Raw genomic sequence first — 26,811 nt, forward strand, 5'->3', positions numbered from 1 at the left:
ACCTTCAAAATATTATGCTATGACTACTCACCAGGAGTATCGTTTCTTTGACGCTGTTTTAGCGAGTTTCGATAAAGCAGCAAAATTTACCAACTGGGATCCCGGAATATTAGAACAGATCAAGCTGTGTAATTCGGTTTACCGTATGCATTTTCCTGTTAAAATAGGTGATAACATTGAAGTAATAAAAGCCTACCGCGTACAGCATTCACATCACAAAACACCCTGCAAGGGCGGGATAAGATTTGCCACCACCGTAAATCTCGATGAGGTAATGGCACTGGCTGCTTTAATGACCTATAAATGCGCTATTGTAAATGTTCCATTCGGGGGGGCGAAGGGCGGCATTAATATTGATCCCAAGAAGTATACACCGTATGAACTGGAAAAAATTACCCGCCGCTATACGCATGAACTGATCAAGAAAAATTTTATAGGTCCGGGAACAGATGTTCCTGCGCCGGATTACGGAACCGGCGAAAGGGAAATGTCGTGGATACTGGATACGTATACCAGTATGAAGCCCGGCGAAATAGATGCATTGGGTTGTGTAACCGGGAAACCTGTTTCGCAGGGTGGTGTGCGGGGCAGAAGAGAAGCTACCGGTTTGGGTGTTTTTTATGGCATAAGAGAAATATGCACAATGCCCGACCTGATGGAAAAAGCAGGGCTGCCGGTAGGTATTGAAGGGAAAAAAGTAATTGTGCAGGGATTAGGTAATGTTGGCTATCATGCCGCAAAATTTTTTCGTGAGGGAGGAGCCAAAGTAATTGCGCTGGCAGAATATGAGGGTGCCATTTTTAATGCCGATGGATTAAATGAAGAGGAGGTACGCGAACACCGGAAGAAAGAAGGTACTATCCTTAATTTTCCAGGCGCTACCAATATCCTGCACTCACATGACGCGCTGGAACTGGAATGCGATATTTTAATACCTGCTGCATTGGAAAATGTAATTAACGGCGACAATGCTTCACGAATAAAAGCCAGAATAATAGGAGAAGCGGCGAATGGACCGCTTACCCCGGAAGCAGATGAGATATTCATAAAAAAAGGAGTGCTGGTAGTTCCCGATATGTATCTTAATGCCGGGGGTGTAACTGTAAGTTATTTTGAGTGGCTTAAAAACCTGAGCCACGTAAGGTATGGAAGAATGGAAAAGCGCTTTACGGAAAATCAGAACCGCAGTATACTTAACCAAATGGAGGGCTTGACAGGGAAAACGGTAAATGCCAGGGAAAGAGAAATTATAATGCATGGCCCGAATGAGGCAGACCTGGTATATAGCGGGCTGGAAGAAACCATGATGGGCGCAACAAAAGAAATAGTAGAAACCTGGAAAAACAATCCCGGCATTCCGGATATGCGTACCGCGGCCTATGTAGTAGCTATTAATAAAGTAGGAACCAGCTATGCGGAGCTGGGAATATTTCCATAGAGTTCTGATTGCGCCTATTTTATTTTTAATATGGCAGAAGCGGAAAAAAATTTTGTCAAAACAATTGATCTCTTATCTTTGCACTCCCTTTACAACAGGGGTAAAAAAAGTTCTAAAAAATATTGGGAGCATAGCTCAGCTGGTTCAGAGTATCCCGCTTACAGGCGGGAGGGTCCGCCACCGGTAAAAGAAAAAAAAGTTCTAAAAAATATTGGGAGCATAGCTCAGCTGGTTCAGAGCATCCCGCTTACAGGCGGGAGGGTCCGCCACCGGTAAAAGAAAAAAAAAGTTCTAAAAAATATTGGGAGCATAGCTCAGCTGGTTCAGAGCATCTGCCTTACAAGCAGAGGGTCCGCGGTTCGAACCCGTGTGCTCCCACATTTTAAGAGGTTTTGATTATTTTTAATCAAAACCTCTTTTTATTATGTGGACTTTCTACATTCTATACTCTTGTTCTGCCAACAAATACTATATCGGCGTTACAGGTGATAATGTAACCGAAAGACTACGCAGGCACAATACTCATCACAAAGGATTTACAGGAAAAACAAATGACTGGGAAATTATTTATACAGAAAAATATCAAACTAAAAATGAAGCATACAGCAGGGAACGGCAAGTGAAGAAGTGGAAAAGTAGAAAATTAATACAGCAGCTTGTTAGTTCAGCGCACCCCGGCTCATAAGCCGGAGGAGTTCCGCGGTTCGAACCCGTTCCGCTTTGCGGAACAAGTAGTGCTCCAACATTTTAAGAGGTTTTGATTATTTTTAATCAAAACCTCTTTTTATTATGCAGACTTTCTATATACACTACCCCCCTTCTGCTAAACAGGTTCTGTATAAACAATACGGATACCTCTCAATAGTCTTTCCTGCGTAGCCGTTTTCATAGTTGGCCCAATTTCTATATGATACATATATTTATCCAGTATCTTTCCTCCGGCATCAAAGTGGTTGATCACTTTTTGCAAAAAATTATCAGGAGCAGAAGTACCCGGCGGACATGCTTCATACGTTACTTCCACTTCCCCTGAATAAGCATGATGATCAATATGATGCTTCAGTATCCATACGGTAATATCTTCCGTAGTATTATTTTTATAATAAATAGTAACACTTTTCATAACGGAGCCCACCCGTAGTAAAACAGGAGCAACTAACATACCATTGGCTGAATACCTTCCGTCCTGGTAATTATCTGTATACCCGCCATTGCCCGGCGGAAAGAAAAAACATGCATCAATATATAATACTTTAGACTTGCTTGCAACGGGAGGAAGAGCCGGCTTCTTTAAAGTTTTACTTTTTGCTAAAGCAGCATCTTTTTTTAAGGGAACTTTTTTAGCAATTGTTCTATTAGCGACCGCAACCTTTTTGTTATCGTCTATTTTTTTGGTTTTACTTTTCTTTACTGGCATATTTACCCGGTTTTCTATGATTTAAAACGAAAAAATACAAAATGTTATACTAACGATCAATACCACTTTAAGGTGATAGCAGGCCATTGTACTACCGCCGGATAAATACGCCACAATATGTTATTGTTACCTTTGCTGCAAAAATTTATTGGTTCTTATAGTGCCGTTACCGCCATCCATCTACCACGGCAAAACTGAAACATGGCTCCTTTGTTCTGTTATTCATACCTGTTTACAGCGCCGTAGCCCAAGACAAGGCTTATTTTATTTGGGAAGAAATGCTGACAAAATGTATTAGAGCCATAAGCGATAGCCGTTAAATGGTCCATGCGGTAACCGTGTTTACCATCTCCTCCCGGTAAGGCACGGTAATTTTTATATAATTATCCGTATAGCCTTCCATCATACCATCTTTATTCCGGCTCTCAAATAAAACTTCCCGGCTTTGCCCGCTGTGCTGACCGGTGAAGTACTGCATTTTCATATACGACAAATTGCGTAATGTTTTATTGCGCTCATGCCGGGTATGCACCGGCACCACAGGTTTAATGGAAAGTGCAGCGGTATTATCCCTTTCGGAGTAAGTGAATACATGAAGATAGGAAACATCGAGCCCGTGCAGGAAATCAAATGTGGTCCTGAAATCTTCTTCCGTTTCGCCCGGAGATCCCACAATAACATCGGCGCCAATACAACAATGTGGCATCAGGGCTTTAATAGTAGCCACACGGTCGGCATACAACTCTCTTTTATACCTGCGGCGCATGAGCCCCAGAATGTGGTTGCTGCCGCTTTGAAGGGGTATATGAAAATGCGGCATGAATTTTTTACTACCCGCCACAAACCCTATAATATCATTGGTAAGGAGGTTAGGTTCTATAGAAGAGATGCGGTAGCGTTCTATCCCTTCCACTTTTTCCAGCTTTTGTATAAGTTCAAAAAAAGTTTCATTCCTTCGTACGCCGGAAACGTTTACTGTTTCATTCAGCCCAAAATCGCCGAGATTAACCCCGGTTAATACAATTTCCTTTACTCCTCTATCCGCCAGCTCCGTGGCATGCGCAACTACATTGGCAATGGTATCGCTCCTGCTTTTACCCCTTGCCATAGGTATAGTACAAAAAGAGCAATTATAGCTACAGCCATCCTGCACTTTTAAAAATGTGCGGGTACGGTCATTTACGGAAAAGGAGCTGTTGAAGCCGGATATTTCATCTATATCACAACTGGATATTCTGGCGGAATCACCTTTGGACAATTCTTTTAAATGCGTGGCAATATTAAATTTCTCTGCGGCGCCCAGCACCAGGTCTACTCCCTTTATGGCTGCAATTTCTTTCGGTTTTAGCTGGGCATAGCAACCTGTAATAACTACCAGGCTCTGAGGAGATTTACGCTGAATACGGCGTACCAATTGCCTGCATTCCTTATCGGCATTGTCGGTAACAGAACAGGTATTGATTACATATACATCGGCAATATCTTCAAACGATTTTTTCTGAAACCCTTCATTTTCCAGCATCCGGGAGAGCGTAGAAGTTTCGGCGAAATTGAGTTTGCAACCCAGCGTATGAAAAGCCACTGTTTTCGAAGTGTTCATAAGTGTGCAAAGATACTTGAAATGGAGAAAAAGACGGCGATCGCACTACTTAGTTCCATCCTTTACCCCTTTACCAAGAAAAATATTGCCTTTATATACTTCTTCAATCGCTTTTACCAGGTCTTCCGCTACAGCATATTTAAAAACATAACCCCGCGCTCCGGCATCTAACATTTTTCTTATATAAACCGGTGAAGTATGAAAAGATACACCAATCACTTTAACCCCCGGGTACTCAGCCGCTAACTTACTGGTAGCTTCAATGCCTGAGATGGGCTTCATATTAATATCCATCAGCACAATATCGGGTTGTGATTCCCGCACCGTATCTATCGCTTCCTGACCATTGGTACATTCTCCTACCACGTTTATATTAGCGTGGCTGCGGAGGAACATTGACCAGGCACTTCTGATTTCAGGATGGTCGTCAGCAATCACAATTCTTATCATTGTCTGGTGTATTTAGGGTAACTATTACACAATAGTCGTATAAATACGTAGAAAGGTTCCCATCAGACAAAATAAATATGAATTTTTTTTTATTAGTTATCAAATATCAATTCCCTAAACCAAACTAACATCCAAAACCTGCTGCATATTCTTCACATAATGAAATTTCACGCCTTTAATAAAATCAGAATTAATTTCCAGCACATCCTTTTCATTCTGCCAGCACATTACTATCTCTTTCATCCCGGCGCGTTTAGCAGCAAGTACCTTTTCTTTTATGCCGCCTACCGGCAATACCTGTCCGCGAAGTGTAATTTCACCGGTCATTGCCAAATAAGGCTTTACTTTACGCCCGGTGAGCGCTGAAGCTATAGCCGTCATCATGGTAATACCGGCGCTGGGTCCGTCTTTAGGTACAGCTCCTTCAGGTACATGCACATGAATGTTCTTTTTTTGAAACATATCGGGGTCTATACCGTATTTGCGGGCATTGGCCTGCAGGTAGGTTAGCGCGGTTGTGGCGCTTTCTTTCATTACATTACCCAGGTTGCCCGTAAGCTTTAGTTCTCCTTTTCCATCGCTCTGCGTGGTTTCAATAAACAATATATCGCCGCCCACATAGGTCCAGGCAAGCCCTACTGCCACTCCGGGCATATTGGCTATTTTATACAAATCGTTGCTGTACCTGGGCTTACCCAATATCTTTTCAATATCACGGGCTGTAAGGGTGGGCTTCAGTTTATTCTTTATGGCATATTCCTTTGCCTGGGAACGCATAATGGAAGCCAGTTGCCTGTCTAATTCACGCACCCCGCTTTCCCTGGTATAATCTTCAATTATTTTTTCCAGAACGGTATCGGCAACCTTAATATTCATGCCCTTTAACCCGTGAAGCTCTTTCTGCTTGGGAAGGAGGTGACGTTTGGCTATCTGCACTTTTTCTTCAACAGCGTACCCATTAAGATCAATGATCTCAAGCCGGTCTCTCAATGCAGGCTGAATATGCTGCAAATCATTGGCGGTGGCAATAAATAATACCTTGCTTAAATCATATTCCAGCTCAAGGTAGTTATCGTAAAAAGTATGGTTTTGCTCCGGATCCAGCACTTCCAGTAATGCAGACGAAGGATCGCCCCGGAAATCATTTCCCACTTTATCTACTTCATCTAAAATGATTACAGGATTGCAGGATTTTGCTTTCCGTATAGACTGAAGAATACGACCCGGCATTGCGCCTATATACGTTTTGCGATGCCCCCTGATCTCGCTTTCATCATGCATACCACCAAGGCTAAGCCTTATATATTTACGGTTGAGGGCCGCCGCTATGCTTCTTCCCAGGGATGTTTTACCAATACCGGGAGGCCCTACAAAACAAAGGATGGGACTTTTCATATCCCCTTTCAGCTTTAATACCGCCAGGTATTCCAGCAAGCGTTCCTTAATTTTATTCATGCCGTAATGATCGCGGTCGAGTATTTTTTTGGCTTTGGTTAAATCATAAGAATCCACCGTTCCCTCATTCCAGGGCAGTTCCAGCATCAGGTCAAGGTGATTGTATACTACAGAATAGTCGGGTGTGGAAACATGCATACGCTCCAGCTTTTCTATCCCTTTCTTAAATGCTTCTTTTGCAGCTTTCGGCCACTTTTTAGCATCCGCCTTTTTCAGCATTTCCCTTATCTCCCGTTCATTAGCATCTCCTCCCAGCTCTTCTTTTATGCTTTTTAACTGCTGCTGCAGGAAGTATTCTTTTTGCTGTTTGTCTAATTCAGTTTTGGTGCGGTTGGTAAGCTGGTTTTTTAATTCGGCAAACTGGAGTTCGCGGTTAAGCAGGTGCATGAGCTTTTCGGCTCTTACTTTCAAATCATTCATTTCAAGCAGTTCCTGCTTTTCTTTTAAATCGCTGCTGATATTGCTGCTAACAAAATGAATAAGGAAAGAGGGGTTTTCAATATTCTTTAAAATAACAGAGGCTTCAGAAGGCATATTGGGCGAAAGCAATATAATTTGCGCTGCCAGGTCTTTTATGGAGCTTACCGTTGCCGCAAAATGCTGGTCATCGTCAATATTTACCTTATCCTCCTCCAGCAGCTGTATTGTGGCCCTGAAATAAGGATCTTCGGCTACAATTTTTTCTATAGCAAATCTTTTACGTCCCTGGATAATAATGGTTGTTCCGCCATCCGGCATTTTTATGAGCTTAATTATTTTTGCTACGGTGCCTGTAGTTTCCAGATCATTAACAGTGGGGTCTTCCACCGTACTGTCTTTTTGCGCTATCACACCTACCAGTTTGTCAGTCTTGTACACATCACTTACCGCTTTTATAGACCGGTCTCTCCCTACTGTTATAGGTAAAACCACCCCGGGAAATAAAACGGTATTGCGCAGGGGTAATAAAGGTAATTCGGATGGAATGCTGATTTCATCAGCACTTTCGGACTCATCTTCATTAAGGGGGATAATGGGCATAAACTCCATTTCATCTTCAGGTCGAAAAAAAATATCGCTTCTTTTCATAATCTTCCATTCAAAAGTCAATATGACATATTTTCAAAGCAAACACGCTTTGAAAAGCTTTGATAATACCTTGGTCAAGTATAATGCCAGTAAAAAAACAAAAAATCCGGATCATGGCATCCGGATTTTTCAAATAATTATTTTTATTCCTTTTAAAGCGCTATTCCAACACCTAATTGTACCGTTTGACTTTTCCAGTTATCCCGGTTATCTATATCATTAATATCAGACAGCCCGATGCCATACCTGCCATATACCCGTAGTTTTAATATGTTTATCTGCGCTCCGCCTACCATTGAAAAATCACCATTCTTAAATGCCTCTCCGCCATTTTCAAGCAGCGTGTTATGCTTATTCATTAAAATACTGAACTGCGGACCTGCCTGCAGGGTAAAAAATGAAAACGGACGATAAGAAAGCATAAGTGGAATACTCAGGTAATTCAGCTTTACATCTTTTAATTCATTTACCGATACTTTATACATATCCTGAAAGTTAGTAGAGGTGGTGGTATTGGTTTGACTGAACAATACCTCGGGTTGAATACCCCATTTGGAAGAGAACATAATTTCAGGAGCAACCCCCAAATGGTAACCTAACTGGTATTGGTCTTTAAACGATTTCCCGTCTAACTTACCCATGTTGGCGCCGGCATGAATGGCGAGTTTAATTCCCTGGGCAGACGTTGATGAAGCGATAAACAGGAAGCTTATACAAGCAACAGGAAGAATGTAACGTTTCATACGAGGAGTTTTATTTCCTAAATCTAATCCAATATAGTGCCACCCGCAATAGCTGTTTCAGAGTATTTTGTTAAGTATGGGGGGCAGGTTACAAGTTCCAGGAGAGATTTCAGGTTAGGGCATCCCCTTGTAACTTGTGCCTTGTAACCTGTCTGTAAACCCTACGCCAGTTCAATCAATGTAATTTCCGGAAGAATGCCTACTCTTCCGGGATAGCCAATAAATCCAAATCCGCGGTTGATGTATAGTTTTTGCTGAGCCTGTTCGTACAAGCCCGCCCATTGCTTATATATATATTGTACCGGACTCCATTTAAAACCGGGTAGCTCCACGCCAAACTGCATGCCATGCGTATGTCCGCTCAGGGTAAGATCAATGTCGCTGTATTCGGGCCTTACCTGCGCATCCCAATGGCTGGGATCGTGGCTCATTAAAATTTTGAAAGGGTATTTTTCCGTACCCGCGTATGCCTCATGCAACTTACCATACCTGGGAAAATTGGCTTTGGCGCCCCAGTTCTCTATGCCCAGCAAAGCAATTTGCTGTCCCTGTTTTTCCAGCACCACGTGCTCGTTCATTAATAAACGCCAGCCCATACCGGACTGCAATTGCTTTAACCTTTCCAGGTTTTGTATTTTTTCTTCCTTGCTGGACCACTTTTTGTAGTCGCCATAATCATGATTTCCCAATGTACTGAATACACCCATAGGCGCCTGCAGCCGGGCAAATATTTCTGTATAGGCATTCATTTCACTGGCCTGATCGTTTACCAGGTCGCCGGTAAAAAGAATAAGATCGGCCTGCTGATCCATGATCATTTGTACGCCGTGTTCCACCGCTTTTTTATCGGTAAAACTGCCCGAATGCACATCTGAAATATGAATTACTTTCAATCCTTTAAAAGCGTCCGGAAGATTAGGAAAATTCAGTTTCACCTTTTTTAGCTGGTAACGGTACTTATTAGCGAACCCCAGCATCATCGTTGTCATTAAACCTCCGCCAACGGCTAATCCCAGCCAACTCATAAATACAGACCTTGAAATACCTGCCGCTTTAAAAGACTCGCCTTCTATATACTGGTAAAACAGCTTACCGCCTCCCCATTGCAGTAACCTGCGGAGATCATCTGCCAATAAAAAGATTACGGTGAGTGATTTAGAAAGAAATAAACCTATAATAGTGGCCATCCAGTAAGTGCGAAAATTCCTTGGCCAACTATCCAGATTGATATACGGAAGAATAGCAAGCGTTATTACAGCCAGCGCGCTTACGCCCCAGTACAGGCTGTAAACCGTAAACCTGATCCTTGGTGAAGCAGATTGCAGCGTAAGCTTTACAGACTGAAAAACATACAGGTCAATCAGTAAAACAATTATTATAAAAAGCCAGGCGCCCGAATAATTACGCATATTGCTATATAAATTTCAAATCTAAAATTTCAAATTAATTAAACCCGCATTCTCAAAACCGTATAAATTCTTCCAACTGTTCGTCAATTCCTTTTAATGTTCCCGCATCTTCAATATCCTTTTCACCATTTAATAACTTGTTTACTACCGATATAGGCAGCTTATTATGATGCACATTCATTTTAAGGTAATGCAATACGCCGGTAAGATGTTCCATTCCCCTGAGGTTGCCCGCCCGACCGGTAGATACCCCGGTAAGCAGCGCCTTTTTACCCCACCACACTTTTTCAATATCGGTATTGTCTATCATGGCTTTTAATACGCCCGGAAAACTGCCATTGTATTCGGGTACCACAAAAATAAATTTCCGGGTTGGAATGAGTACTTCTTTTTCTAACTTTCTCAACTGGTCATTCCTGCTGTTAACGTCCAGCCCTTCAAGCGAAACAAACCGCGTGGGTATTCCTTTTTTTTCGAGTAAATGCAAATACTGCTTTGCTACCCGTAAGGTATTACTTCCGGAGCGGTTGGTTCCGGAAATAACAGTATATATAGCTGAATGCATCTTGATATCGGCTGCTGTGTGTGAATTGTTCAATGAATATTATACCGAAACTGTATTTTTGTCAACATGTCACGGTTGTACCCGGCGTTTATGCGGCAAAGATAAACCTGTTTCAACCATGAAGCGGCATTATTAACTATCATAATATATCAGCATGCGGTTTACCTATTACGGACATTCGTGCTTTGCGGTACAAATTAAAGGCAAAAACATTCTTTTTGATCCTTTTATTACTCCTAATGCATTAGCGGCTGCTATTGATATCAGTAAAATACAGGCAGATTATATCTTTTTGTCGCATGGCCATGAAGATCATATTGCTGATTGTATAAGCATTGCAACAAAAACCGGCGCCAAAGTGGTGTGCAACTTTGAAATTCATACTTGGCTGAATAACCAGGGAATAACCAATACGCACCCTATGAACACGGGCGGAAAGTGGATATTTGATTTTGGAACGGTAAAATGCGTGGTGGCACAGCATTCCGGCGGATTGCCCGATGGCAGCTATGGCGGCAACCCCATGGGATTTGTTTTTACCACAGAAGAGGGGAATTTTTATTACAGCGGCGATACGGCCTTAACTTTAGATATGCAACTGGTTCCACTGCATGCCCCTATGAATTTTGCCGTGCTTCCGGTGGGCGACAATTTTACAATGGGTATTGACGATGCCATTCAGGCAGCGCGTTTTATACAATGCAGCAAAATTATCGGCGTTCATTACGATACATTTGGCTATATTAAAATTGATCATACAACAGCAAAGCGGGCCTTTGCAGAACAGGAAATGAAGCTGCATTTATTAGCAGTGGGCGAAACCCTTGACATTTAATGAAAAACAGCAGCAATAATAAATTACATTTGCCATTTGGCAAAACGCCGAAGCATACATTAGTATAACAATCTACGTAAACAACACATGGCAAGAATTATAGGTATAGCCAATCAGAAGGGCGGAGTAGGAAAAACCACTACGGCCATTAATTTGGCAGCAAGTCTGGCGGTGCTGGAAAAGAAAACGTTGCTGGTGGATGCCGATCCCCAGGCAAACAGTACCACGGGCGTTGGGTTTGATTTGCATAATATACAAAAGAGCCTGTACGATTGCATGGTGAACGAAACGCCGGCAAGGGAAACGGTATTAAAAACAGAGATCCCCAATTTAGACGTTATTCCCTCGCATATTGACCTGGTAGGCGCTGAAATTGAAATGATCAACTATCCCAACAGGGAAAATGTGCTGAAATATATTCTTGACCCCATCAGGGGCGATTATGATTTTATTGTGATTGATTGTTCCCCATCGTTAGGACTTATTACCGTAAATGCCTTAACCGCAGCCGACAGCGTGGTAGTACCCGTGCAGGCAGAGTTCTTTGCACTGGAAGGACTGGGAAAATTGCTGAACACGATAAAAATTGTACAAAGCAGGCTTAATCCGGAACTGGTTATTGAAGGTATTTTGATGACGATGTACGATGGCCGGCTGCGCCTGTGCAACCAGGTAGTAAACGAGGTAAGGCATCATTTTGAAGAAATGGTTTTTGATACGATCATTCACCGCAATACCCGCCTGAGCGAAGCGCCCAGCGTTGGTAAGCCGGCCATTTTGTATGACGCGGAAAGCAAGGGATCCATTAATTACCTGAACCTTGCCAAAGAAGTGTTACAGCGTAATAACATGACGAAAATATCACAGGAAGAAAGAATCTTAACTCTTGATAATGAGCAGCACTCCGAATAATAAAAATAAGAAAGAAGCTTTGGGCAAAGGGATACGCTCCCTGTTGCAAAGTATTGATGCCGATTTAAAAACTACCGCTGGCGATCACCTGAAAGGCGGTGTGGTGGAAAAAGTAACCACAACCATACGCGTTGCTGTTGAACAGATTGAGGTTAACCCCAAACAACCGCGCCACGATTTTGATGAGCAGGCTTTGAATGAGCTGGCAAATTCTATTAAGCTGCACGATATTATTCAACCCCTGACGGTTTCCAAAACAGGCGATAAGTACCGTATTATAGCAGGCGAAAGAAGGTGGCGGGCGGCTAAAATTGCAGGATTAAAAGACATTCCGGTATATATAAGGCAGGCCAATGACCAGCAACTCCTGGAACTGGCCCTGCTGGAAAACCTGCAGCGCGAAAATCTCAATGCTATAGAAATCGGCATCAGTTATAAGCGCATGATGGAAGAGTTAGCCTATACGCAGGAACAGGTAGCAGAACGCATGGGTAAAGAAAGAAGTACGGTAACCAATTATATCCGCTTATTAAAACTTCCTCCCGACATACAAATAGCCGTTCGCAACAACAGCATTAGCATGGGACACGCCCGGGCTATCGTAAACGTTGATAACGTTGATCAGCAGTTATTCATTTTTAATGAAATTAAAAAACAGGGGCTCTCGGTACGTCAAACGGAAGACCTGGTTAGAAAATTATATAAAAGCGGCGCTGTTAAAAAACCGGTAAAAGCTGCCCTGCCCGCTCCTTTCAGGAAAATTGAAGATAACTTGGCCTCTCACTATGGTACCCGCGTAAAAATGCAACATAATAAAAAAGGGCATGGCGCCATTACCATTGAATATTTTTCCATACAGGAACTCAATACCATCCTGGAAAAAATGAATGTTCCGGCTGTTTAATGCAATTACTACTATGCCACTGCAATACATGCTATGGATGTTTTTTTTAGCATTTTGTGTACAATCGGCCAGTGCACAAAACGATACGGCCATTACAAAACCAACCACCGATAGCAGTATAACAGCGCCTGCGCATATTGCTTCAGATAGTTTGCTTAAATCTATTGCTGTTGCCGACACATCAAAAAAAAGAAGTCCTGCCGGCACTGCCGCGCTGCTTTCCGCCATACTACCCGGCGCTGGACAGGTATACAATAAAAAATACTGGAAGCTGCCCCTGGTGTACGGTGCTCTGGCTTTTCCGGCCTATACATTTGCTGACAACCTCAGGTGGTTCCAGCGCACGCGGTTTGCATACAACGTTTTAGCAAATAAAGACACCGCCAATTATAAAAATGTATATGTTCAGCTACAACCCCTGGTTAAACGCGGAGATAAGTCGGGCCTCCAGAATTATCGTAACGACTTTAGAAGGAATGTAGATTATTCGGTACTGGCTTTTATTTTATTATGGGGACTGAATGTGGTTGACGCCACTGTTGACGCACATTTAAAGGATTTTAATATTACTGATGACCTCAGCTTACAAATTAAACCCGGGTATATGCCCATTGCCAATACCGCCGGAATAGGTCTTGTGCTTAATATTGGTAAAAACCATACCAACCGGCTTTCTCCGGGCCGTTAATTCTGTTTATCTTTGCCGATTGAAAAATAAATTAAACTGCAGATGAAAATAGCATTGATCGGTTACGGCAAAATGGGCCATGCCATTGAAGAAATTGCCATACAGCGCAAGCACAGCATTGTATTAAAAGTTTCAATAGACAATACGGAAGACAACACCGTGGAAAACATAGCCAAGGCCGATGTAGCTATTGAATTTACCGGGCCCGACAGCGCTTTTGACAATATCAACAAATGCTTTGAAGCAGAAGTGCCCGTGGTTTCGGGTTCCACCGGCTGGTTAAACCGGTACGAGGAAGCAGTATGGAACTGCAAGGCGCAAAATGGCGCGCTATTGTATGCCAGCAACTTCAGTATTGGGGTAAATATTTTTTTTGAGGTTAATAAAAGACTTGCGCAGCTAATGGCTTCCCAAAAGGATTATAGCGCTATTATAGAAGAAACGCATCACACCCAAAAAAAAGACGCCCCCAGCGGCACTGCTATTACACTGGCAGAACAAATACTGGCGGTTAACCCCTTTAAGAAACAATGGGTGAATAAAGAAAGCAATAAGGCATCTGATCTTCAGATCATCAGTATAAGAACCGATCCGGCGCCGGGAACCCATCGTATCCTGTATCATTCGGATACAGATGATATTGAGATCATACATACCGCGCATAACCGTTCGGGCTTTGCCTTAGGGGCTGTATTGGCCGCCGAATTTTTATACGGGCAGCGGGGGGTGTTTACCATGAGTGATGTGCTTGGTTTTTAACAACCATATATAAAATAGTTTCAGACTGTTTTATAGTAAAAAGAAGAACCTGCTGATGATTTTCATTTTCCTGACGAAAATCAGCCCTGCTTGCCTGCACTTAATGCCTGAAATCCGGATTTTTAAAATTAAATTGCTGATTGTTTAAACCCTGTAGGATTATGCTTTCTAAAAAAACACAGTATGCTTTTAAAGCACTCATGTACATGGCCCAGGTAGAAAAAAACGGGCCCATACTTATTGCGGAAATAGCCAGGAAGAAAAAGATACCCCTGAAATTTCTTGAAAATATACTCTTAGAGTTGAAAAACGGTGGCGTATTAGATAGCAAAAAAGGCAAAGGCGGGGGCTATTTTTTTAAGGAAGCACCCTCAGAAATTCACCTGGCAAAAGTAATGCGTTTGCTGGATGGACCCATCGCGCTGCTTCCCTGCGTAAGCCTTAATTTTTATGAACGATGTAAAAACTGCGATGAAAAAAATTGTGGCTTGCGCGATACGCTGATAACAGTAAGAGATGCAACGCTAAGGATTTTAGAAAAAAAGACCGTTGCCGACCTGGTATAACATTTTTATTATATTTGCAGGATGTTATTAAAAAGGAGAAAGTGGCATAGCAGACAAGTTAGGCCCTATTCCTGTAAATCAAAATTTCAATTCACCTTCCTTTGTTTGTATAACCAGTTCCTGTTGCGCCGATGCCTCTACCCTGCCAATTACCCGGGATTCAATACCATATTGACCGGCAGCACGTATTACAGCCTCCGCATCTTTTTCAGGAGTGTATATTTCTAACCGGCAGCCCATATTAAACACCTGGTACATTTCCCGTGCAGGCGCATTCCCCGCCTTTTGAATAATGTCAAAAATAACAGGGGGCACAAAAAGATTATCTTTTACAATCCTTACATTTTCCGGTACATATTTCAGGCATTTGGTTTGCCCGCCGCCGCTGCAGTGAATTAAACCGTGTATGGCGTCAAAATTTTCTTCCAGCAAGGTCTTCAATACAGGAGCGAAGGTACGCGTAGGCGATAGCAATAGTTTCCCGATAGCTATTTCCCTGCCGGCAACACTAAGCTTGTCTGTCATTTTATGCGCTCCAATATATACTACATAATCGTTCAGCGCGGGCTCAAAGGTTTCGGGATATTTTTCAGCATAATATTTACTCAGCACATCATGCCTGGCACTGGTAAGTCCGTTACTGCCTAATCCGCTGTTGTATTCTTTTTCATAGGCACAGGTACCAAAGCCGGCCAGTCCTACAATTACATCGCCCGCCCGTATTTTTTCATTGGTGATCAGTTTTTTCTTTGGCCAACGCGAAGCCATTGTGCCATTTACCGCTATGGTTCTTACCACATCGCCCACATCGGCCGTTTCACCGCCTAAGTAATGAATATGTATACCATAGGCAGCCAGTTCATCAAAAAGTTGCTGCGAGCCGTTAATAACCTGTTCCAGCACTTCTCCCGGGATTCTTTTTTTATTGCGGTCAATAGTGGAATTGAATACCAGGTTATCATACACGCCTACACAAAGCAAATCATCAAGATTCATTACAATAGCATCCTGTGCAATGCCCTTCCACACCGAAATATCCCCGGTTTCCTTCCAGTACAAATAAGCAAGTATACTTTTGGTTCCGGCTCCATCGGCATGCATGATGTTTACATAATCTTCGGCGCCGCCCAGGAAATCGGGATACATTTTACAAAACGCTCTGGGATACAACCCGGCATCTAAATTCCTTACCGCGGCGTGCACTTCTTCTTTTTGCGCTGAAACGCCTCTTTCATTATATAAACTCATGATATTTTTTTAAACCGCTGCAAAAGTAAATATTCGCCGTTCAATTATCAATTATCTGTTAGTTTTGCAACCCGGAAACCATGCACTGCAGCTTTTACTGTGGCAGGAACCAATATATCCGGAAGCTTTTACAAAATCGCCATTTACCCTGCAAATACATCATAACATAGCGCAACTTCCCGTTTTTAATAACGCTGTAGTTACCATTGGCACTTTTGATGGCGTACACAGCGGGCATAAACATATTCTTAACCAGTTAAAAGCCGAAGCCAAAAGCATATCGGGGGAAACGGTTATCATTACCTTTCACCCGCATCCCCGCAAAATTGTTAGTTACACGCATAAAGTACGGCTTTTAAACACCCTGGAAGAAAAAATAGCGCTGTTATCGAATGAAGGTATTGATCATCTTGTTATTATTCCCTTTGATGAAGCATTTGCAGCGCAAAGCGCTGAAGCGTATATCAGGGATTTTTTAGTAAAACGGATCCATCCGCATACCATCATTATCGGCTATGATCACCGCTTTGGTAAAGACCGTGCAGGCGATTACCTGATGCTGGAGCAATATGCCGAGGCACTGGGATTTGAGGTGAAAGAAATTTCTGAAAAAGTGCTGAATGAAGTGGCGGTAAGTTCCACCCGCATCCGGAAGGCATTGCTGGACGGAGACATTGAAACAGCAAACGCCCTGCTTGGATACGATTATTTTTTTGAAGGAAAAGTAATTGAAGGCAATCAATTAGGCCGCACCATAGGCTATCCTACAGCTAATTTAGCTGTACAAAACCATGAAAAGCTCATACCGGGCAATGGCGTATATGCTGTAGAAATTAAAATCGGGGAGACCTGCTTTAAAGGCATGATGAACATTGGCTTTCGCCCCACTGTTGATGGCAGCAGATTAGCCATTGAAGTAAATATTTTTGACTTTAACCGCGATATTTATCATACGACAATACAGGTATTCGTAAAACATTTCTTAAGAGCCGAACAAAAATTCAACGGACTGGACGCATTGAAAGCCCAACTGGCGCGGGACAAAGAAATGGCAATGCAAAAGCTAATTCGATGAACGGAGGTTACTAAAACGCTGCCAATACCGCACCGCATCTAAGCAGGGTTATTAAAGCCGGATTTTCCATAAAAAATCCTTACAAATGAGAACTACTTGCGGCTTCGTACCTTCGTGGCGTTACTGCAACTACGCCGCATTCCCCGTAATATATTTTACAAGTGATCTTTTGGCAACAGGCAATAAGGTTTCTTCCAGCGGAAAGCTCAAACCGGTTTCAATACAATATACTGCCGGATTGGGCAAATCTCTCCGGATCCGGATGAGTTCCGTTTTTATATGTTCGAAGGTGTGAACGATGTTTCTTTTCCATTGTGCAATAAAAGTGGTTTTGATACTGCGGTATTTTTCATCATGTTTTTCAAAAATGCTCAGCCGGTACTGGTATACATAGGTTTGATGATAAGAACCGTTGCACAGAAAAAAATATCCTTCCCGGTTCTCCAGCGGAATAATCCCTACCGGAGCAATACTGAGCTTGTCTTCCACAAATTCGTATATTTCGGCACCGCTTTTAATAGTTGAATTCATCCGGTTAACAGCGTACCCGATAATATCTTCCAGTTCTTTCATCATTTCATCATCTTCCACAATTTTTTCATACAGCAACTGCAGTTTATCCATGTTTACCCCGGTAAAACGTTTGGGAAACTGCTCCTGCAGCATTTCCTTATTATGTTTAAAATGCAGGATATTATTGTGATGAAAAATGATATCGGATAACTGCGGGTAAAGTTTGTTTTGCGTGAACTCTTTATGTATCTCCTGCAGGTAGGCCAGCAGGGTATACTTTTTTAATTCAAAATCAATGTAGCCTTCCGCGAACCAGGTTTGGGATAAAGTCTTCATAATTGTGTGGGTTAGTTTACCGAATATAAGAAAAATGTAAAAACCTTCCAATCAACTATAAGTAAAAAAGACCAGGCTGAAGCAGTGTGCTTATTTTTTAAGCTACCTATTTAACCTTCCTGTAACTGTTCATATCCTTTACCTTGTGGTAACGGTTTTATTGCTGCGGTTATTTTAAAAGGGGAGTAAATATAAACGAACGCAGTCACCTGGTGATGCCTGGTCTAAGCCCTGCACCCTGCAACTTGCACCCCGAGACCTGAAACCTGTAACTCAAAAACTTCTGTTCACATCAAAATTTTCCATTTCATGAGCTACGGCTGTAAGAAATGTAGCGCCAAGCGATCCGTCTACTATACGATGATCGTAGGAAAGAGAGAGGTACATCATATGGCGGATGGCAATACTGTCGCCCTGCCTGGTTTCTACTACTACCGGGCGTTTTTTGATAGCGCCTATCGCTAATATAGCCACCTGCGGCTGATTGATGATGGGTGTGCCCATTAAACTGCCAAAAGTTCCCACATTGGTTACCGTAAAGGTTCCGTTTTGGGTATCATCGGGCCGAAGCCGGTTGTTCCTGGCCGCATCGGCCAAACGATTTACTTTTTTAGCAAGCCCTGTAAGATTCAGCATATCCGCCTCCTGTATAACCGGAACAATAAGATTACCGTTGGGCAAAGCGGTTGCCATACTGATATTGATATCTTTTCGTACAATTATTTTGTCACCATCAACACTGGCATTGAGCCAGGGATATTTTTTAATACATTTAATAATGGCTTCCATAAACAAAGGTGTAAAAGTTAGCTTCTCTCCTTCCTGTTTTTCAAAACCTGCTTTTACCTTTTCGCGCCACAACACCATATTCGTTACATCGCATTCCGTAAAGCTGGTTACATGCGCGCTGGTACGCTGGCTCTCCACCATATGCTTTGCAATAAGCCTGCGCGTACGATCCATTTCAATTACTTCTACATTACCGCTGTACTCCGGTTCAGGCGCCTCTTCTGTTTTTGGGGATGTTAAGGGCTCCACTGCGCCTGCAGTTGGCTGAGCAACAGCAACCGGCTGTAACTGTTCAATAGGCTCCTGTGTACCGCCTTCTTTTTTAGCGTCAATCCATTGAAGGATATCTTTTTTGGTAACACGCCCTTCATTTCCGGTACCGGGTATTTTTTCAAGATCCGACAGGCTTATGCCCTCATTGGCTGCAATATTTAAAACAAGGGGAGAATAAAAACGGGCGCCTCCTGTTTTAGGCGGCAGGGCTATATGCGGGGATGGTGGTTGATAAGGTACTTCCTTTATCTCTTCCTCCTCTTCTAACGCTTTTACTTCGGGAGTGAGTCGTTCAGGAGCGGACGCCTGTTCTTCCACACCGTTCTCCGACCTGATCTTTGCAATAACAGCCCCTACAGGTACCACGTCATTTTCACGGTACAATAACTCCTCAACTATTCCTTCCGCGGTAGAAGGCACTTCACTGTCTACTTTATCCGTAGCGATTTCCAACACGGTTTCATCCATCTTTACATGATCGCCCGGCTTTTTACTCCAGTGTAAAATGGTAGCTTCCATGATACTTTCGCCCAACTTAGGCATTACCAGGTCAACTATCGCCATATTAGAATTTTAGTTATCGTTAAGGCTCAAAGGTAAGTATTGCTGTGCAATTAGAAAGCAGCAGATACACATGTGAATATTTTTATAATAACTCTTTCTGTACGCCTGTACTAGCCTGTATTACAGCAACGAAATCCCTTCTTCCAGCATCAGCTTACGCAACAGGTTCAAAGCGTAGTACGAGGTCATTTCAATATTGCGCGCCCGGTCGTACCGGAAATGAAATGCTGCGGTGATCGTTTTACTACGGCTGCCTGCCGCAACCCATACCGTTCCTACCGGTTTTCCGGCTGTGCCACCATCCGGGCCCATAATGCCGGAAGCAGCTATGGCATAGTTTGTTTGCATTTTATCCATAACGCCGCCCACCATCTGCCTTACGGTATCTTCGCTTACAGCGCCCACCGACTGTAGCGTGACTTTTTGTACACCCAGTACATTTTCTTTTACTTCATTGGCATAACTTACCACACTTCCTTTAAACCAGGCAGATGAGCCTGCAACGGAAGTGATAAGATGCGCCATATACCCCCCGGTGCAGCTTTCTGCCGTAGCAACGGTTCGTTTACTTTGCAGCAGCATTTTCCCTATTACCTGGGCAAGTGTAATATCTTCACCCGCTACCAGCCATTCTGCTACCAGCGCCTTTAGTTTTTTAAACTGGCTGTTTAATGTTTCCTGCAACCGGTTGTTGTTACTGTCGCTGCCGGTAATGCGTAGCCGAACCATACCATAATTGGGCAGGTAGGCCAGTTTAAGATGGTCAGGCAACTGCGCTTCCCAGTCTTTAATGGCTTCCGCCAGGAAGGATTCGCCAACACCAAAAGTGAGCAGGGTGCGGTGGTCTATAAAAGGAAAAGTAAAATACTGTTGCAGATGAGGGATAACATAATCCGTCATCATCCCCTTCATTTCATGGGGTACGCCCGGCATGCTTACGAAAACTTTTCCGTCTTTCTCAAACCACATACCGGGGGCCGTTCCCCTGTTGTTTGGAATAACAGTACAATTATCGGGCACTTCGGCCTGTTTAAGATTACGTTCTATTAAGGGGTGGTTCAGTTTCGCAAAAATGGCTTTCACATTGGCAAGCGCTCCTTCGTCAACAACCATTGAACCGCCAAAGTATTCGCAAAGCACCGGTTTGGTTATATCATCAGCGGTGGGGCCCAGTCCTCCTGTTATAAGAATAATTGCGGCGTCATTGCTTTCTTCATCAAGGGCATGTATAATTTCCGGTTTACTATCGCCAACGGATACCCTGCGCCTCAGCCATATCCCTGTTTTGTTGAGTTCCTGCGCTATCCAGGCGCTGTTGGTATCTATCACCTGTCCAATCAGCAGTTCATCACCAATGGTAATAATGGAAGCATTTATTTTGAGCGTATCATCAAAAAGATCAGACATCTGTGCCATCATAAATTTCCTGCAAGGTAAGCGTAAAACCAATGGTTTGAATGGTGAGCGGAGCGCCATCGGCATCTGTATTTTCAAATAACCACGAGTTATCCTTCTGCCTGCGGGAAACAATAATATATTCTTTAAGCGCGTCAATCATGATATATTCTTTTAACGAAGGAATATCACGATAAAAGAAAAATTTTCTACCCTTATCCATACTGCCGGTAGAAGGAGAGAGTATTTCAAATATCACTGAGGGATTAAGCAGGGTATCAAATTGATCGTCTTCTAACTGAGGTTCTCCGCAAACAATAACTGCATCCGGGTACATGTATGCATCCTGTAACGGCGTGCTAACCCGCATATCGGCAGGAAGGATGCTGCAATGCTTACCCTTTAAAAAATAACCCACTTCCCGGTACAGGTTCATGGCAATCCTGTTATGCTTCAAACTGGCGCCGGCCATGGCAATAATGTGCCCGTCATAATATTCACTCCGGCTTCCAGCAGTTCGTTCCGCTGCCAGGTAGGCTTCGGGGGAAATATAGTTGTATTTTGCCGCCGGCTCTTTAACTTCATTTTCCATACTATAAATTTAATCATTCCCCGTTTAGTAATAAATAATTTTTATGATGCAAAAAAAAGCTCCCGGTCTCGGCAACGCAATGGCAGCGTATATGCTGCTAATGATTGCATTGTTTGCCGCAACAACGGTTTGCGCGCAAACCGTTACGCAGAAATTACAAAAAGTATTCCCCGGGTTTGAAGAAGACATACAGCTATCGCATGCCATCAGTTCCCTGTATGTAATTGACGCCAAGAGCGGGAAAGTGGTATTTGATAAAAACTCCCGGGTAGGGCTCGCACCTGCTTCTACCCAAAAAGTAATTACCAGCGCCACTGCTTTTGCTTTGCTGGGAAAAGATTTCAGCTATACAACGGCATTTGCTACAGCCAATCATAGCGATATACTGTATATTTTCCCTTCAGGCGATCCTACACTGGGCAGCGAAAGATGGACAAACACAAAGGCAGATAAGATATTAAACAGGATTACCCGATTGCTTGCACAAAACAAAAAAAAAGTTAACACAATAGCTATAGATAACAGCCGGTGGGCATTGGATGATATACCCGATGGCTGGATCTGGCAGGATATAAGTAACTACTATGGCGCGGGCAGTGAAAAATTGAACTGGCGAGAAAATCAATATGACCTGCTGCTGCAATCCGGTGAAAGCTTAGGCGATCCAGTTCGCATAGTGGGCGCCAATCCTAAACTATATGGCTACAGCCTTCATTCGGTAGTAACCGCTGCAGCCAGGGGAACGGGAGACAATGCTTATATCTATTTCCCCTTAAATGATACCGCAGGAATTGTAAAAGGAACAATTCCCGTAAACGAAAACGCCTTTGCTATATCAGGAGCATTTCCTTCGGGCGCCAGGCAATGCCTTGCCGAATTAGCAGATAATATGATAAAGACAGGCATAGCGGAAACAACACCTGAAATAAAACCGGTTACCGGTATCCGGGCTGAAGATTATACCATCATCCATACGGAAACGTCTCCCCCGCTGGATTCCATCATTTACTGGTTCAATAAAAAAAGCATTAACCTGTACGGCGAGGCATTGCTGAAAACAATAAGCTATAAGGAAAGAGGCTATGGCGCCACAGATACAGGCGTTGTTGTTGTACAGGATTTCTGGAAGCAAAATGGAATTGACGTGGCGGAACTAAATATAGTTGATGGCTCAGGCCTTTCTCCCCTGAACAGGGTTACCACCCACGCACAGGTTCAAATACTGCAATATGCTCAAAAACAAAACTGGTTCCCTTCTTTTTTGAAATCGTTACCAGAATATAACGGCATGAAAATGAAAAGCGGCACCATCAGGAATGTAAAAGGATTTACCGGCTACCATACTTCATCCGATGGTAACACCTATATCTTTTCATTTTTGGTGAACAACTATAACGGCCCGGCATCATCGCTGGTACGCAAGATGTATGCCGTATTAAATATATTAAAGTGAACAGGGCTATCGGCTATCAGCTTTCAGCAGGTAAGTACTACCAAGAGGCTGCATCCTCATACCTGATACCTTACACCTCCACTCATTTCCCCATCATTCCATCTACACTAGCTTTGCCCGGACCTACCAGTAGTATGGCTAAAAAGCCAGTAAGATATAATGCAGCCTTTTCGCCACCTCCAAATATAGCGGCATCATGCGCTTTAAATACAGCAACGCTCATTCCAATAACAAGGGGTAATACAGTAAAGCGCGTAAACAATCCTATCATAACGAACATAGCACAAAAGAATTCTGCAAAAAGACTAAGAGAAAGCGACACCGTACTGCCCATTCCCAAAAAATTCATAAACGTGTTTTTCTTTACTGCAAAATGCACCAGCTTATCATAACCATGCGGGAGCACCATCAGTCCCAGACCTGTGCGAAGCACTAACATGGCAATATTGAAGGCCCAGTCTGTATAGCCGGTAGACAAAAGTTTTTTCATCTTTTTTATTTTGAAGCGGCAAAAATAAGAGATACCAACCTTTTATCCACAAGTGTTTTGGAATGGTTATTGCAAAATCTGTTCAGTGTACCTTAGCGGCTGGTTTTTACTTTAAGAAATTTGTAACAAAAGAGCATTGAACTTCGTGCAATCTGCCAAACAGCAGCAATGTTGTACGATAATCACCACATGTATGCAAGGACGTTTCATTTATATTACGATGGCGCTGCTATGTATTACAGCCGCAACCACCGCGCAGCAAACAAGGATTTATACTGATCCGCAGGCTGGTTTTAACCAGGCCAAAGAATACTTTCAGAAAGAACAATACAGCTTAGCTTACCCCCTTTTTAAGGAAATGAGGAATGAGATGCGTTCTGCAGACCGCAGTAACAATAACATTACTTACGATGATGTGCAGTTTTATACCATTGCCTGCGGGTTGCAGCAAAATGAAACCTTTGCCGCTGAAGAGGCCAAAGGCTTTATTGTATTAAATTATAACCCTTCCCTTACACAAAGACTGAGCTTCCATCTTGCAGAATATTATTTCCGCAAAAACGATATGAGGGAAGCGCTGGCATATTATGAGCAAACCAGTGCCGAAAGCCTGAGCAACAGGCAGGTTGCCGATATGAAATTTCACCAGGGATACGCCTATTTTACCCTGGAGGAATTCAGCAAGGCCGCTCCCCTGCTGGAATCTATTGCAAAAACCGCTTCCGACCCTAATTATAAAGCTGCTAACTATTATTACGGGCTGATTGCCTATGCCAACCGTAACTACCGGGAAGGATTAACCGCTTTCCGGAAGGTAGAAAAAGACGATCCGTATAAAAATGTTGTTCCTTTTTATGTAGCTAATATTTATTATGTACAGGGGCAAAAAGAAGAAGCGCTTGCATACGGCGAATCGGCGCTTGGCAAAACAGGCGGTTACTACAACGTTCCCATGAAAGAATTAATCGGCCACGCCTGGTTCGAGAAAGGGGAGTATGCAAAAGCATTGCCTTATCTGGAGGAATATGTTAATAAAACAGAAAAGGTAAACCGTGAAACCCTTTACCAGCTAAGCTATTGCTATTACCAGGCAAAGCAGTTGAACAAAGCGGTAGAAGGTTTAAAGCAACTGAGTGGCGGTGAAGATTCGCTGAGCCAGAATGCCATGTATATTCTGGGAGACGCCTATCTTAAATTAGGCGACAAAGCCAGTGCCAGGAACGCTTTTTCATTTTGCGCCGCCAATAATACCAACCCGGCGCAACGGGAAGTTTCAAAATTCAATTATGCCAAGCTTTCCTATGAGCTGGGTTTCCAGGATATTGCCCTTAACGAGTTTAAAAAATTCTTAGCCGAATATCCCAATTCAACCTACCAGAAAGAAGCGGCTGAAATTGCAGCGGCGCTTTTGGCCAACACCAACAATTACCGCGAAGCACTGAGCATTCTTGAAAAAATACCATCCCCGGCGGAAACAGTAAAAAGAATGTATCCGAGGGTGCTGTACGGAAGAGCAATGGAACTGATCAATGACCAGGACCTCAATGGCGCCAAAGCCCTGTTAGATAAAGCGCTCAGGGATCCTTTTAACGCCCCGGTATTGCCGCTTATTAATTTTTGGAAGGGTGAAATTGCATACCGGCAAAACCGTTTGGACGAAGCCATATTGTTTTATAACGATTACCTCCGCAATCCATCTTACTCCAGCGGGGAAGTAAGCGTTATTAATGCAAGATATAACCTGGGTTATTGCTACTACCGCAAGGAAAATTATCGCCAGGCATCAACCTTTTTTGAGCAGGTTTCCAAAAACCCTCCATTGAGCGCCAGACCCGTTGAGCAGGATGCCTACCTGCGCCTGGCAGATTGTTATTATATGAATAAGGATTTTTCCAGAGCCAGGTCTATATATAATACCATCATCAGTTATTCGTGGCCTTCGGGAGATTATGCCACCTATCAAAACGCTATGATTGCGGGGGTCAATAACAGTAATGAGAAGATCAGCCTGATGAAAAATATTGAACGCAAATATCCCTCTTCCCTGCTGACGCCTGATGTAAACCTTGAAATTGCAAAAACATATCTTGCGGATGAAAAATACCGCGAAGCCGTACCCTATTTAAATAATGTAATGAGTGCGCCCGTAGCAGGCAACCTGAAACCCGGTGCCCAGCTAAAATTAGGACTGGCCTACCTCAATCTGAACAACAACACAGAAGCGTTATCCCAGTTCAAAAAACTGGTGGCAGACTATCCCAATACCATTGAAGCTAACGAGGCTATAGAAAATGTAAAAGCTATTTATACCGCCGAAGGCAAAACAGCAGAATACGTTGCGTTTATGAAGAGCGCCGGCCGTTCGGTTACTATTAATGAAGAAGATAACCTTACTTACAAGGCTGCAGAAAACAGGTATATAGACAAGGATTTCAATGGCGCGCTTACCGCTTTTAATAGTTATCTCACCCAATTCCCCGATGGACAAAACGCTTTGGATGCCTGGTTTTTGAGAAGCGAGATCTATAATCAGCAAAAAGACTGGAAAAATGCAGTAGCCGGCTATTCGGAAGTATCGGACCGCGGCGCCAGTAAGTATGCGGAAAGATCCGCGGCGCAGGCTGGCCGCATTTATTTTTTTGAACTGCAGGATTATCCAAAAGCAGAGCAGTATTTTACTACGCTTAAAGCACTGGCAGCCGGTGGCGAAAGCAGGCTGGAAGCCATGCGCGGACTATTGCGCAGCCAGTACCAGCAAAAGAAATGGGCCGAAGCCGTGGGTAACGCGCAGGAATTACTAAAAGAAAAAAATACCAGTGTGGATGATAAAGTGTTGGCTTATATGGTAACCGCAAGAGCTGACCAGGACAAAGGAGCGTTTACCGAAGCCATCAGGAGTTTCAGAAATGTGGTGAGCATTAACAAAGCTTCCTTTGCGGCAGAAGCAAGGTACGAGATTGCGAGTTGTTATTATTCGCTTAACGATCTGAAAAATGCCGACAAAGCTGCTTTTGAAACCATCAACAAGTCGGGCTCATACGATTACTGGATTACAAAGGCTTATATACTACTAGGCGATATTTACATGAAGGAGAAAGACTATTTTAACGCCAAAGCCACTTTACAAAGTGTAGTTGATAACAGCAGTATAACGGAACTGAAGAACGAAGCCATGGAAAAACTAAAGCAGGTAATCAGCGAAGAAAAAAAGGAAAGTAAGATTGGAGGATAACTGGCATTAATGGGGTTACCCATCCTCGTTATTTACGGATAA

At 43.1% G+C, this 26,811-nt stretch carries 24 protein-coding genes and 1 tRNA gene; 12 read left to right on the forward strand and 13 right to left on the reverse strand.

Features of this window, described 5'->3' with window-relative positions; translation table 11 throughout:
* The first annotated feature begins 19 nt into the window (after positions 1-19).
* The 3 genes from VL121_RS13180 (at position 20) to VL121_RS13190 (ending at position 2,123) form a co-directional block, all read left to right on the forward strand.
* Complete coding sequence (locus tag VL121_RS13180) at positions 20-1,438, forward strand: Glu/Leu/Phe/Val family dehydrogenase (RefSeq protein WP_325406016.1); 1,419 nt, start codon at positions 20-22, stop codon at positions 1,436-1,438.
* 303 nt (positions 1,439-1,741) lie between these two features.
* Positions 1,742-1,816 (forward strand) — tRNA-Val (locus VL121_RS13185).
* Between the two features lie 46 nt (positions 1,817-1,862).
* Positions 1,863-2,123, forward strand: a complete 261-nt coding sequence (locus VL121_RS13190; protein WP_325406018.1) for a GIY-YIG nuclease family protein — start codon at positions 1,863-1,865, stop codon at positions 2,121-2,123.
* A 138-nt stretch (positions 2,124-2,261) separates the two neighbouring features.
* Here the strand turns inward: VL121_RS13190 and VL121_RS13195 are convergent, their stop codons facing one another.
* The 7 genes from VL121_RS13195 to VL121_RS13225 form a co-directional block, all read right to left on the reverse strand.
* On the reverse strand, positions 2,262-2,855 hold the full coding sequence (locus VL121_RS13195) for a hypothetical protein (RefSeq protein ID WP_325406020.1): 594 nt from the start codon (positions 2,853-2,855) through the stop codon (positions 2,262-2,264).
* 316 nt (positions 2,856-3,171) lie between these two features.
* Positions 3,172-4,455 (reverse strand): tRNA (N(6)-L-threonylcarbamoyladenosine(37)-C(2))-methylthiotransferase MtaB, encoded by a 1,284-nt coding sequence (gene mtaB / locus VL121_RS13200; RefSeq protein WP_325406022.1) that lies wholly within the window; start codon positions 4,453-4,455, stop codon positions 3,172-3,174.
* Between the two features lie 45 nt (positions 4,456-4,500).
* Positions 4,501-4,905: a response regulator gene (locus VL121_RS13205; RefSeq protein ID WP_325406024.1), complete on the reverse strand. Its 405-nt coding sequence runs from the start codon at positions 4,903-4,905 to the stop codon at positions 4,501-4,503.
* Positions 4,906-5,019: 114 nt separating this feature from the next.
* The gene (lon, locus tag VL121_RS13210) at positions 5,020-7,428 is read right to left on the reverse strand and encodes an endopeptidase La (protein ID WP_325406026.1); all 2,409 of its coding nucleotides are present in this window, start codon (positions 7,426-7,428) and stop codon (positions 5,020-5,022) included.
* A gap of 152 nt (positions 7,429-7,580) precedes the next feature.
* Complete coding sequence (locus VL121_RS13215) at positions 7,581-8,171, reverse strand: porin family protein (protein WP_325406028.1); 591 nt, start codon at positions 8,169-8,171, stop codon at positions 7,581-7,583.
* 161 nt (positions 8,172-8,332) lie between these two features.
* Positions 8,333-9,580, reverse strand: coding sequence for a metallophosphoesterase (locus VL121_RS13220; RefSeq protein ID WP_325406030.1), 1,248 nt, complete (start codon positions 9,578-9,580; stop codon positions 8,333-8,335).
* Positions 9,581-9,632: 52 nt separating this feature from the next.
* On the reverse strand, positions 9,633-10,145 hold the full coding sequence (locus tag VL121_RS13225; protein WP_325406032.1) for an NADPH-dependent FMN reductase: 513 nt from the start codon (positions 10,143-10,145) through the stop codon (positions 9,633-9,635).
* A gap of 154 nt (positions 10,146-10,299) precedes the next feature.
* On the opposite strand from VL121_RS13225, the gene VL121_RS13230 reads away from it, so the two are divergent.
* The 6 genes from VL121_RS13230 to VL121_RS13255 all read left to right on the forward strand — a co-directional run bounded on the left by VL121_RS13230 (position 10,300) and on the right by VL121_RS13255 (position 14,809).
* Positions 10,300-10,980, forward strand: coding sequence for a metal-dependent hydrolase (locus VL121_RS13230; protein WP_325406034.1), 681 nt, complete (start codon positions 10,300-10,302; stop codon positions 10,978-10,980).
* A gap of 87 nt (positions 10,981-11,067) precedes the next feature.
* Positions 11,068-11,892, forward strand: a complete 825-nt coding sequence (locus VL121_RS13235; RefSeq protein ID WP_325406036.1) for a ParA family protein — start codon at positions 11,068-11,070, stop codon at positions 11,890-11,892.
* Positions 11,873-12,796 carry a ParB/RepB/Spo0J family partition protein gene (locus VL121_RS13240; RefSeq protein ID WP_325406038.1) on the forward strand — a complete coding sequence of 308 codons (924 nt, stop codon included), beginning with the start codon at positions 11,873-11,875 and terminating at the stop codon, positions 12,794-12,796. Before VL121_RS13235 ends, VL121_RS13240 begins: the two co-directional genes overlap by 20 nt.
* A gap of 13 nt (positions 12,797-12,809) precedes the next feature.
* Positions 12,810-13,484, forward strand: a complete 675-nt coding sequence (locus VL121_RS13245) for a DUF5683 domain-containing protein (RefSeq protein WP_325406040.1) — start codon at positions 12,810-12,812, stop codon at positions 13,482-13,484.
* A 42-nt stretch (positions 13,485-13,526) separates the two neighbouring features.
* Positions 13,527-14,243 (forward strand): 4-hydroxy-tetrahydrodipicolinate reductase, encoded by a 717-nt coding sequence (gene dapB, locus VL121_RS13250; protein WP_325406042.1) that lies wholly within the window; start codon positions 13,527-13,529, stop codon positions 14,241-14,243.
* Positions 14,244-14,404: 161 nt separating this feature from the next.
* On the forward strand, positions 14,405-14,809 hold the full coding sequence (locus tag VL121_RS13255; RefSeq protein WP_325406044.1) for an RrF2 family transcriptional regulator: 405 nt from the start codon (positions 14,405-14,407) through the stop codon (positions 14,807-14,809).
* A 78-nt stretch (positions 14,810-14,887) separates the two neighbouring features.
* On the opposite strand, the gene VL121_RS13260 is transcribed toward VL121_RS13255, so the two are convergent.
* Complete coding sequence (locus VL121_RS13260) at positions 14,888-16,057, reverse strand: AIR synthase-related protein (RefSeq protein WP_325406046.1); 1,170 nt, start codon at positions 16,055-16,057, stop codon at positions 14,888-14,890.
* Between the two features lie 64 nt (positions 16,058-16,121).
* Here VL121_RS13260 and VL121_RS13265 point away from each other — a divergent pair, with 64 nt between their 5' ends.
* A complete protein-coding gene (locus VL121_RS13265) occupies positions 16,122-17,132 on the forward strand; it encodes a bifunctional riboflavin kinase/FAD synthetase (RefSeq protein WP_325406048.1) in 1,011 nt (336 codons plus the stop codon).
* Positions 17,133-17,261: 129 nt separating this feature from the next.
* On the opposite strand, the gene VL121_RS13270 is transcribed toward VL121_RS13265, so the two are convergent.
* The 4 genes from VL121_RS13270 to VL121_RS13285 form a co-directional block, all read right to left on the reverse strand.
* A complete protein-coding gene (locus VL121_RS13270) occupies positions 17,262-17,981 on the reverse strand; it encodes a hypothetical protein (RefSeq protein ID WP_325406050.1) in 720 nt (239 codons plus the stop codon).
* Between the two features lie 273 nt (positions 17,982-18,254).
* A complete protein-coding gene (locus tag VL121_RS13275; RefSeq protein ID WP_325406052.1) occupies positions 18,255-19,607 on the reverse strand; it encodes a dihydrolipoamide acetyltransferase family protein in 1,353 nt (450 codons plus the stop codon).
* Between the two features lie 120 nt (positions 19,608-19,727).
* Entirely contained in the window at positions 19,728-21,026 is a 1,299-nt protein-coding gene (locus VL121_RS13280) for a competence/damage-inducible protein A (protein ID WP_325406054.1), read from the reverse strand.
* A complete protein-coding gene (locus VL121_RS13285; protein ID WP_325406056.1) occupies positions 21,007-21,594 on the reverse strand; it encodes a Uma2 family endonuclease in 588 nt (195 codons plus the stop codon). Before VL121_RS13285 ends, VL121_RS13280 begins: the two co-directional genes overlap by 20 nt.
* A 43-nt stretch (positions 21,595-21,637) precedes the next feature.
* On the opposite strand from VL121_RS13285, the gene dacB reads away from it, so the two are divergent.
* Complete coding sequence (gene dacB / locus VL121_RS13290) at positions 21,638-23,047, forward strand: D-alanyl-D-alanine carboxypeptidase/D-alanyl-D-alanine endopeptidase (protein ID WP_325406058.1); 1,410 nt, start codon at positions 21,638-21,640, stop codon at positions 23,045-23,047.
* 82 nt (positions 23,048-23,129) lie between these two features.
* Here dacB and VL121_RS13295 read toward each other — a convergent pair whose 3' ends face one another.
* Entirely contained in the window at positions 23,130-23,537 is a 408-nt protein-coding gene (locus VL121_RS13295; protein ID WP_325406060.1) for a DoxX family protein, read from the reverse strand.
* 193 nt (positions 23,538-23,730) lie between these two features.
* On the opposite strand from VL121_RS13295, the gene VL121_RS13300 reads away from it, so the two are divergent.
* The gene (locus tag VL121_RS13300; protein WP_325406062.1) at positions 23,731-26,769 is read left to right on the forward strand and encodes a tetratricopeptide repeat protein; all 3,039 of its coding nucleotides are present in this window, start codon (positions 23,731-23,733) and stop codon (positions 26,767-26,769) included.
* The last annotated feature ends 42 nt before the right edge of the window (positions 26,770-26,811 follow it).

It is taken from the genome of Agriterribacter sp. (assembly GCF_035497235.1).
GTDB lineage: Bacteria > Bacteroidota > Bacteroidia > Chitinophagales > Chitinophagaceae > Agriterribacter.

What these genes read in the sequence shown, in the direction of transcription:
- VL121_RS13220 (WP_325406030.1), bottom strand. Translation starts at nt 9,580, where the DNA reads ATGCGTAATTATTCGGGCGCCTGGCTTTTTATAATAATTGTTTTACTG.
- VL121_RS13235 (WP_325406036.1), top strand. Translation starts at nt 11,068, where the DNA reads ATGGCAAGAATTATAGGTATAGCCAATCAGAAGGGCGGAGTAGGAAAA.
- VL121_RS13225 (WP_325406032.1), bottom strand. Translation starts at nt 10,145, where the DNA reads ATGCATTCAGCTATATATACTGTTATTTCCGGAACCAACCGCTCCGGA.
- VL121_RS13245 (WP_325406040.1), top strand. Translation starts at nt 12,810, where the DNA reads ATGCCACTGCAATACATGCTATGGATGTTTTTTTTAGCATTTTGTGTA.
- VL121_RS13190 (WP_325406018.1), top strand. Translation starts at nt 1,863, where the DNA reads ATGTGGACTTTCTACATTCTATACTCTTGTTCTGCCAACAAATACTAT.
- VL121_RS13270 (WP_325406050.1), bottom strand. Translation starts at nt 17,981, where the DNA reads ATGAAGACTTTATCCCAAACCTGGTTCGCGGAAGGCTACATTGATTTT.
- dapB (WP_325406042.1), top strand. Translation starts at nt 13,527, where the DNA reads ATGAAAATAGCATTGATCGGTTACGGCAAAATGGGCCATGCCATTGAA.
- VL121_RS13275 (WP_325406052.1), bottom strand. Translation starts at nt 19,607, where the DNA reads ATGGCGATAGTTGACCTGGTAATGCCTAAGTTGGGCGAAAGTATCATG.
- VL121_RS13180 (WP_325406016.1), top strand. Translation starts at nt 20, where the DNA reads ATGACTACTCACCAGGAGTATCGTTTCTTTGACGCTGTTTTAGCGAGT.
- VL121_RS13285 (WP_325406056.1), bottom strand. Translation starts at nt 21,594, where the DNA reads ATGGAAAATGAAGTTAAAGAGCCGGCGGCAAAATACAACTATATTTCC.
- VL121_RS13300 (WP_325406062.1), top strand. Translation starts at nt 23,731, where the DNA reads ATGCAAGGACGTTTCATTTATATTACGATGGCGCTGCTATGTATTACA.
- VL121_RS13240 (WP_325406038.1), top strand. Translation starts at nt 11,873, where the DNA reads ATGAGCAGCACTCCGAATAATAAAAATAAGAAAGAAGCTTTGGGCAAA.
- VL121_RS13205 (WP_325406024.1), bottom strand. Translation starts at nt 4,905, where the DNA reads ATGATAAGAATTGTGATTGCTGACGACCATCCTGAAATCAGAAGTGCC.
- VL121_RS13215 (WP_325406028.1), bottom strand. Translation starts at nt 8,171, where the DNA reads ATGAAACGTTACATTCTTCCTGTTGCTTGTATAAGCTTCCTGTTTATC.
- lon (WP_325406026.1), bottom strand. Translation starts at nt 7,428, where the DNA reads ATGAAAAGAAGCGATATTTTTTTTCGACCTGAAGATGAAATGGAGTTT.
- VL121_RS13230 (WP_325406034.1), top strand. Translation starts at nt 10,300, where the DNA reads ATGCGGTTTACCTATTACGGACATTCGTGCTTTGCGGTACAAATTAAA.
- VL121_RS13255 (WP_325406044.1), top strand. Translation starts at nt 14,405, where the DNA reads ATGCTTTCTAAAAAAACACAGTATGCTTTTAAAGCACTCATGTACATG.
- VL121_RS13260 (WP_325406046.1), bottom strand. Translation starts at nt 16,057, where the DNA reads ATGAGTTTATATAATGAAAGAGGCGTTTCAGCGCAAAAAGAAGAAGTG.
- VL121_RS13280 (WP_325406054.1), bottom strand. Translation starts at nt 21,026, where the DNA reads ATGATGGCACAGATGTCTGATCTTTTTGATGATACGCTCAAAATAAAT.
- mtaB (WP_325406022.1), bottom strand. Translation starts at nt 4,455, where the DNA reads ATGAACACTTCGAAAACAGTGGCTTTTCATACGCTGGGTTGCAAACTC.
- dacB (WP_325406058.1), top strand. Translation starts at nt 21,638, where the DNA reads ATGATGCAAAAAAAAGCTCCCGGTCTCGGCAACGCAATGGCAGCGTAT.
- VL121_RS13295 (WP_325406060.1), bottom strand. Translation starts at nt 23,537, where the DNA reads ATGAAAAAACTTTTGTCTACCGGCTATACAGACTGGGCCTTCAATATT.
- VL121_RS13195 (WP_325406020.1), bottom strand. Translation starts at nt 2,855, where the DNA reads ATGCCAGTAAAGAAAAGTAAAACCAAAAAAATAGACGATAACAAAAAG.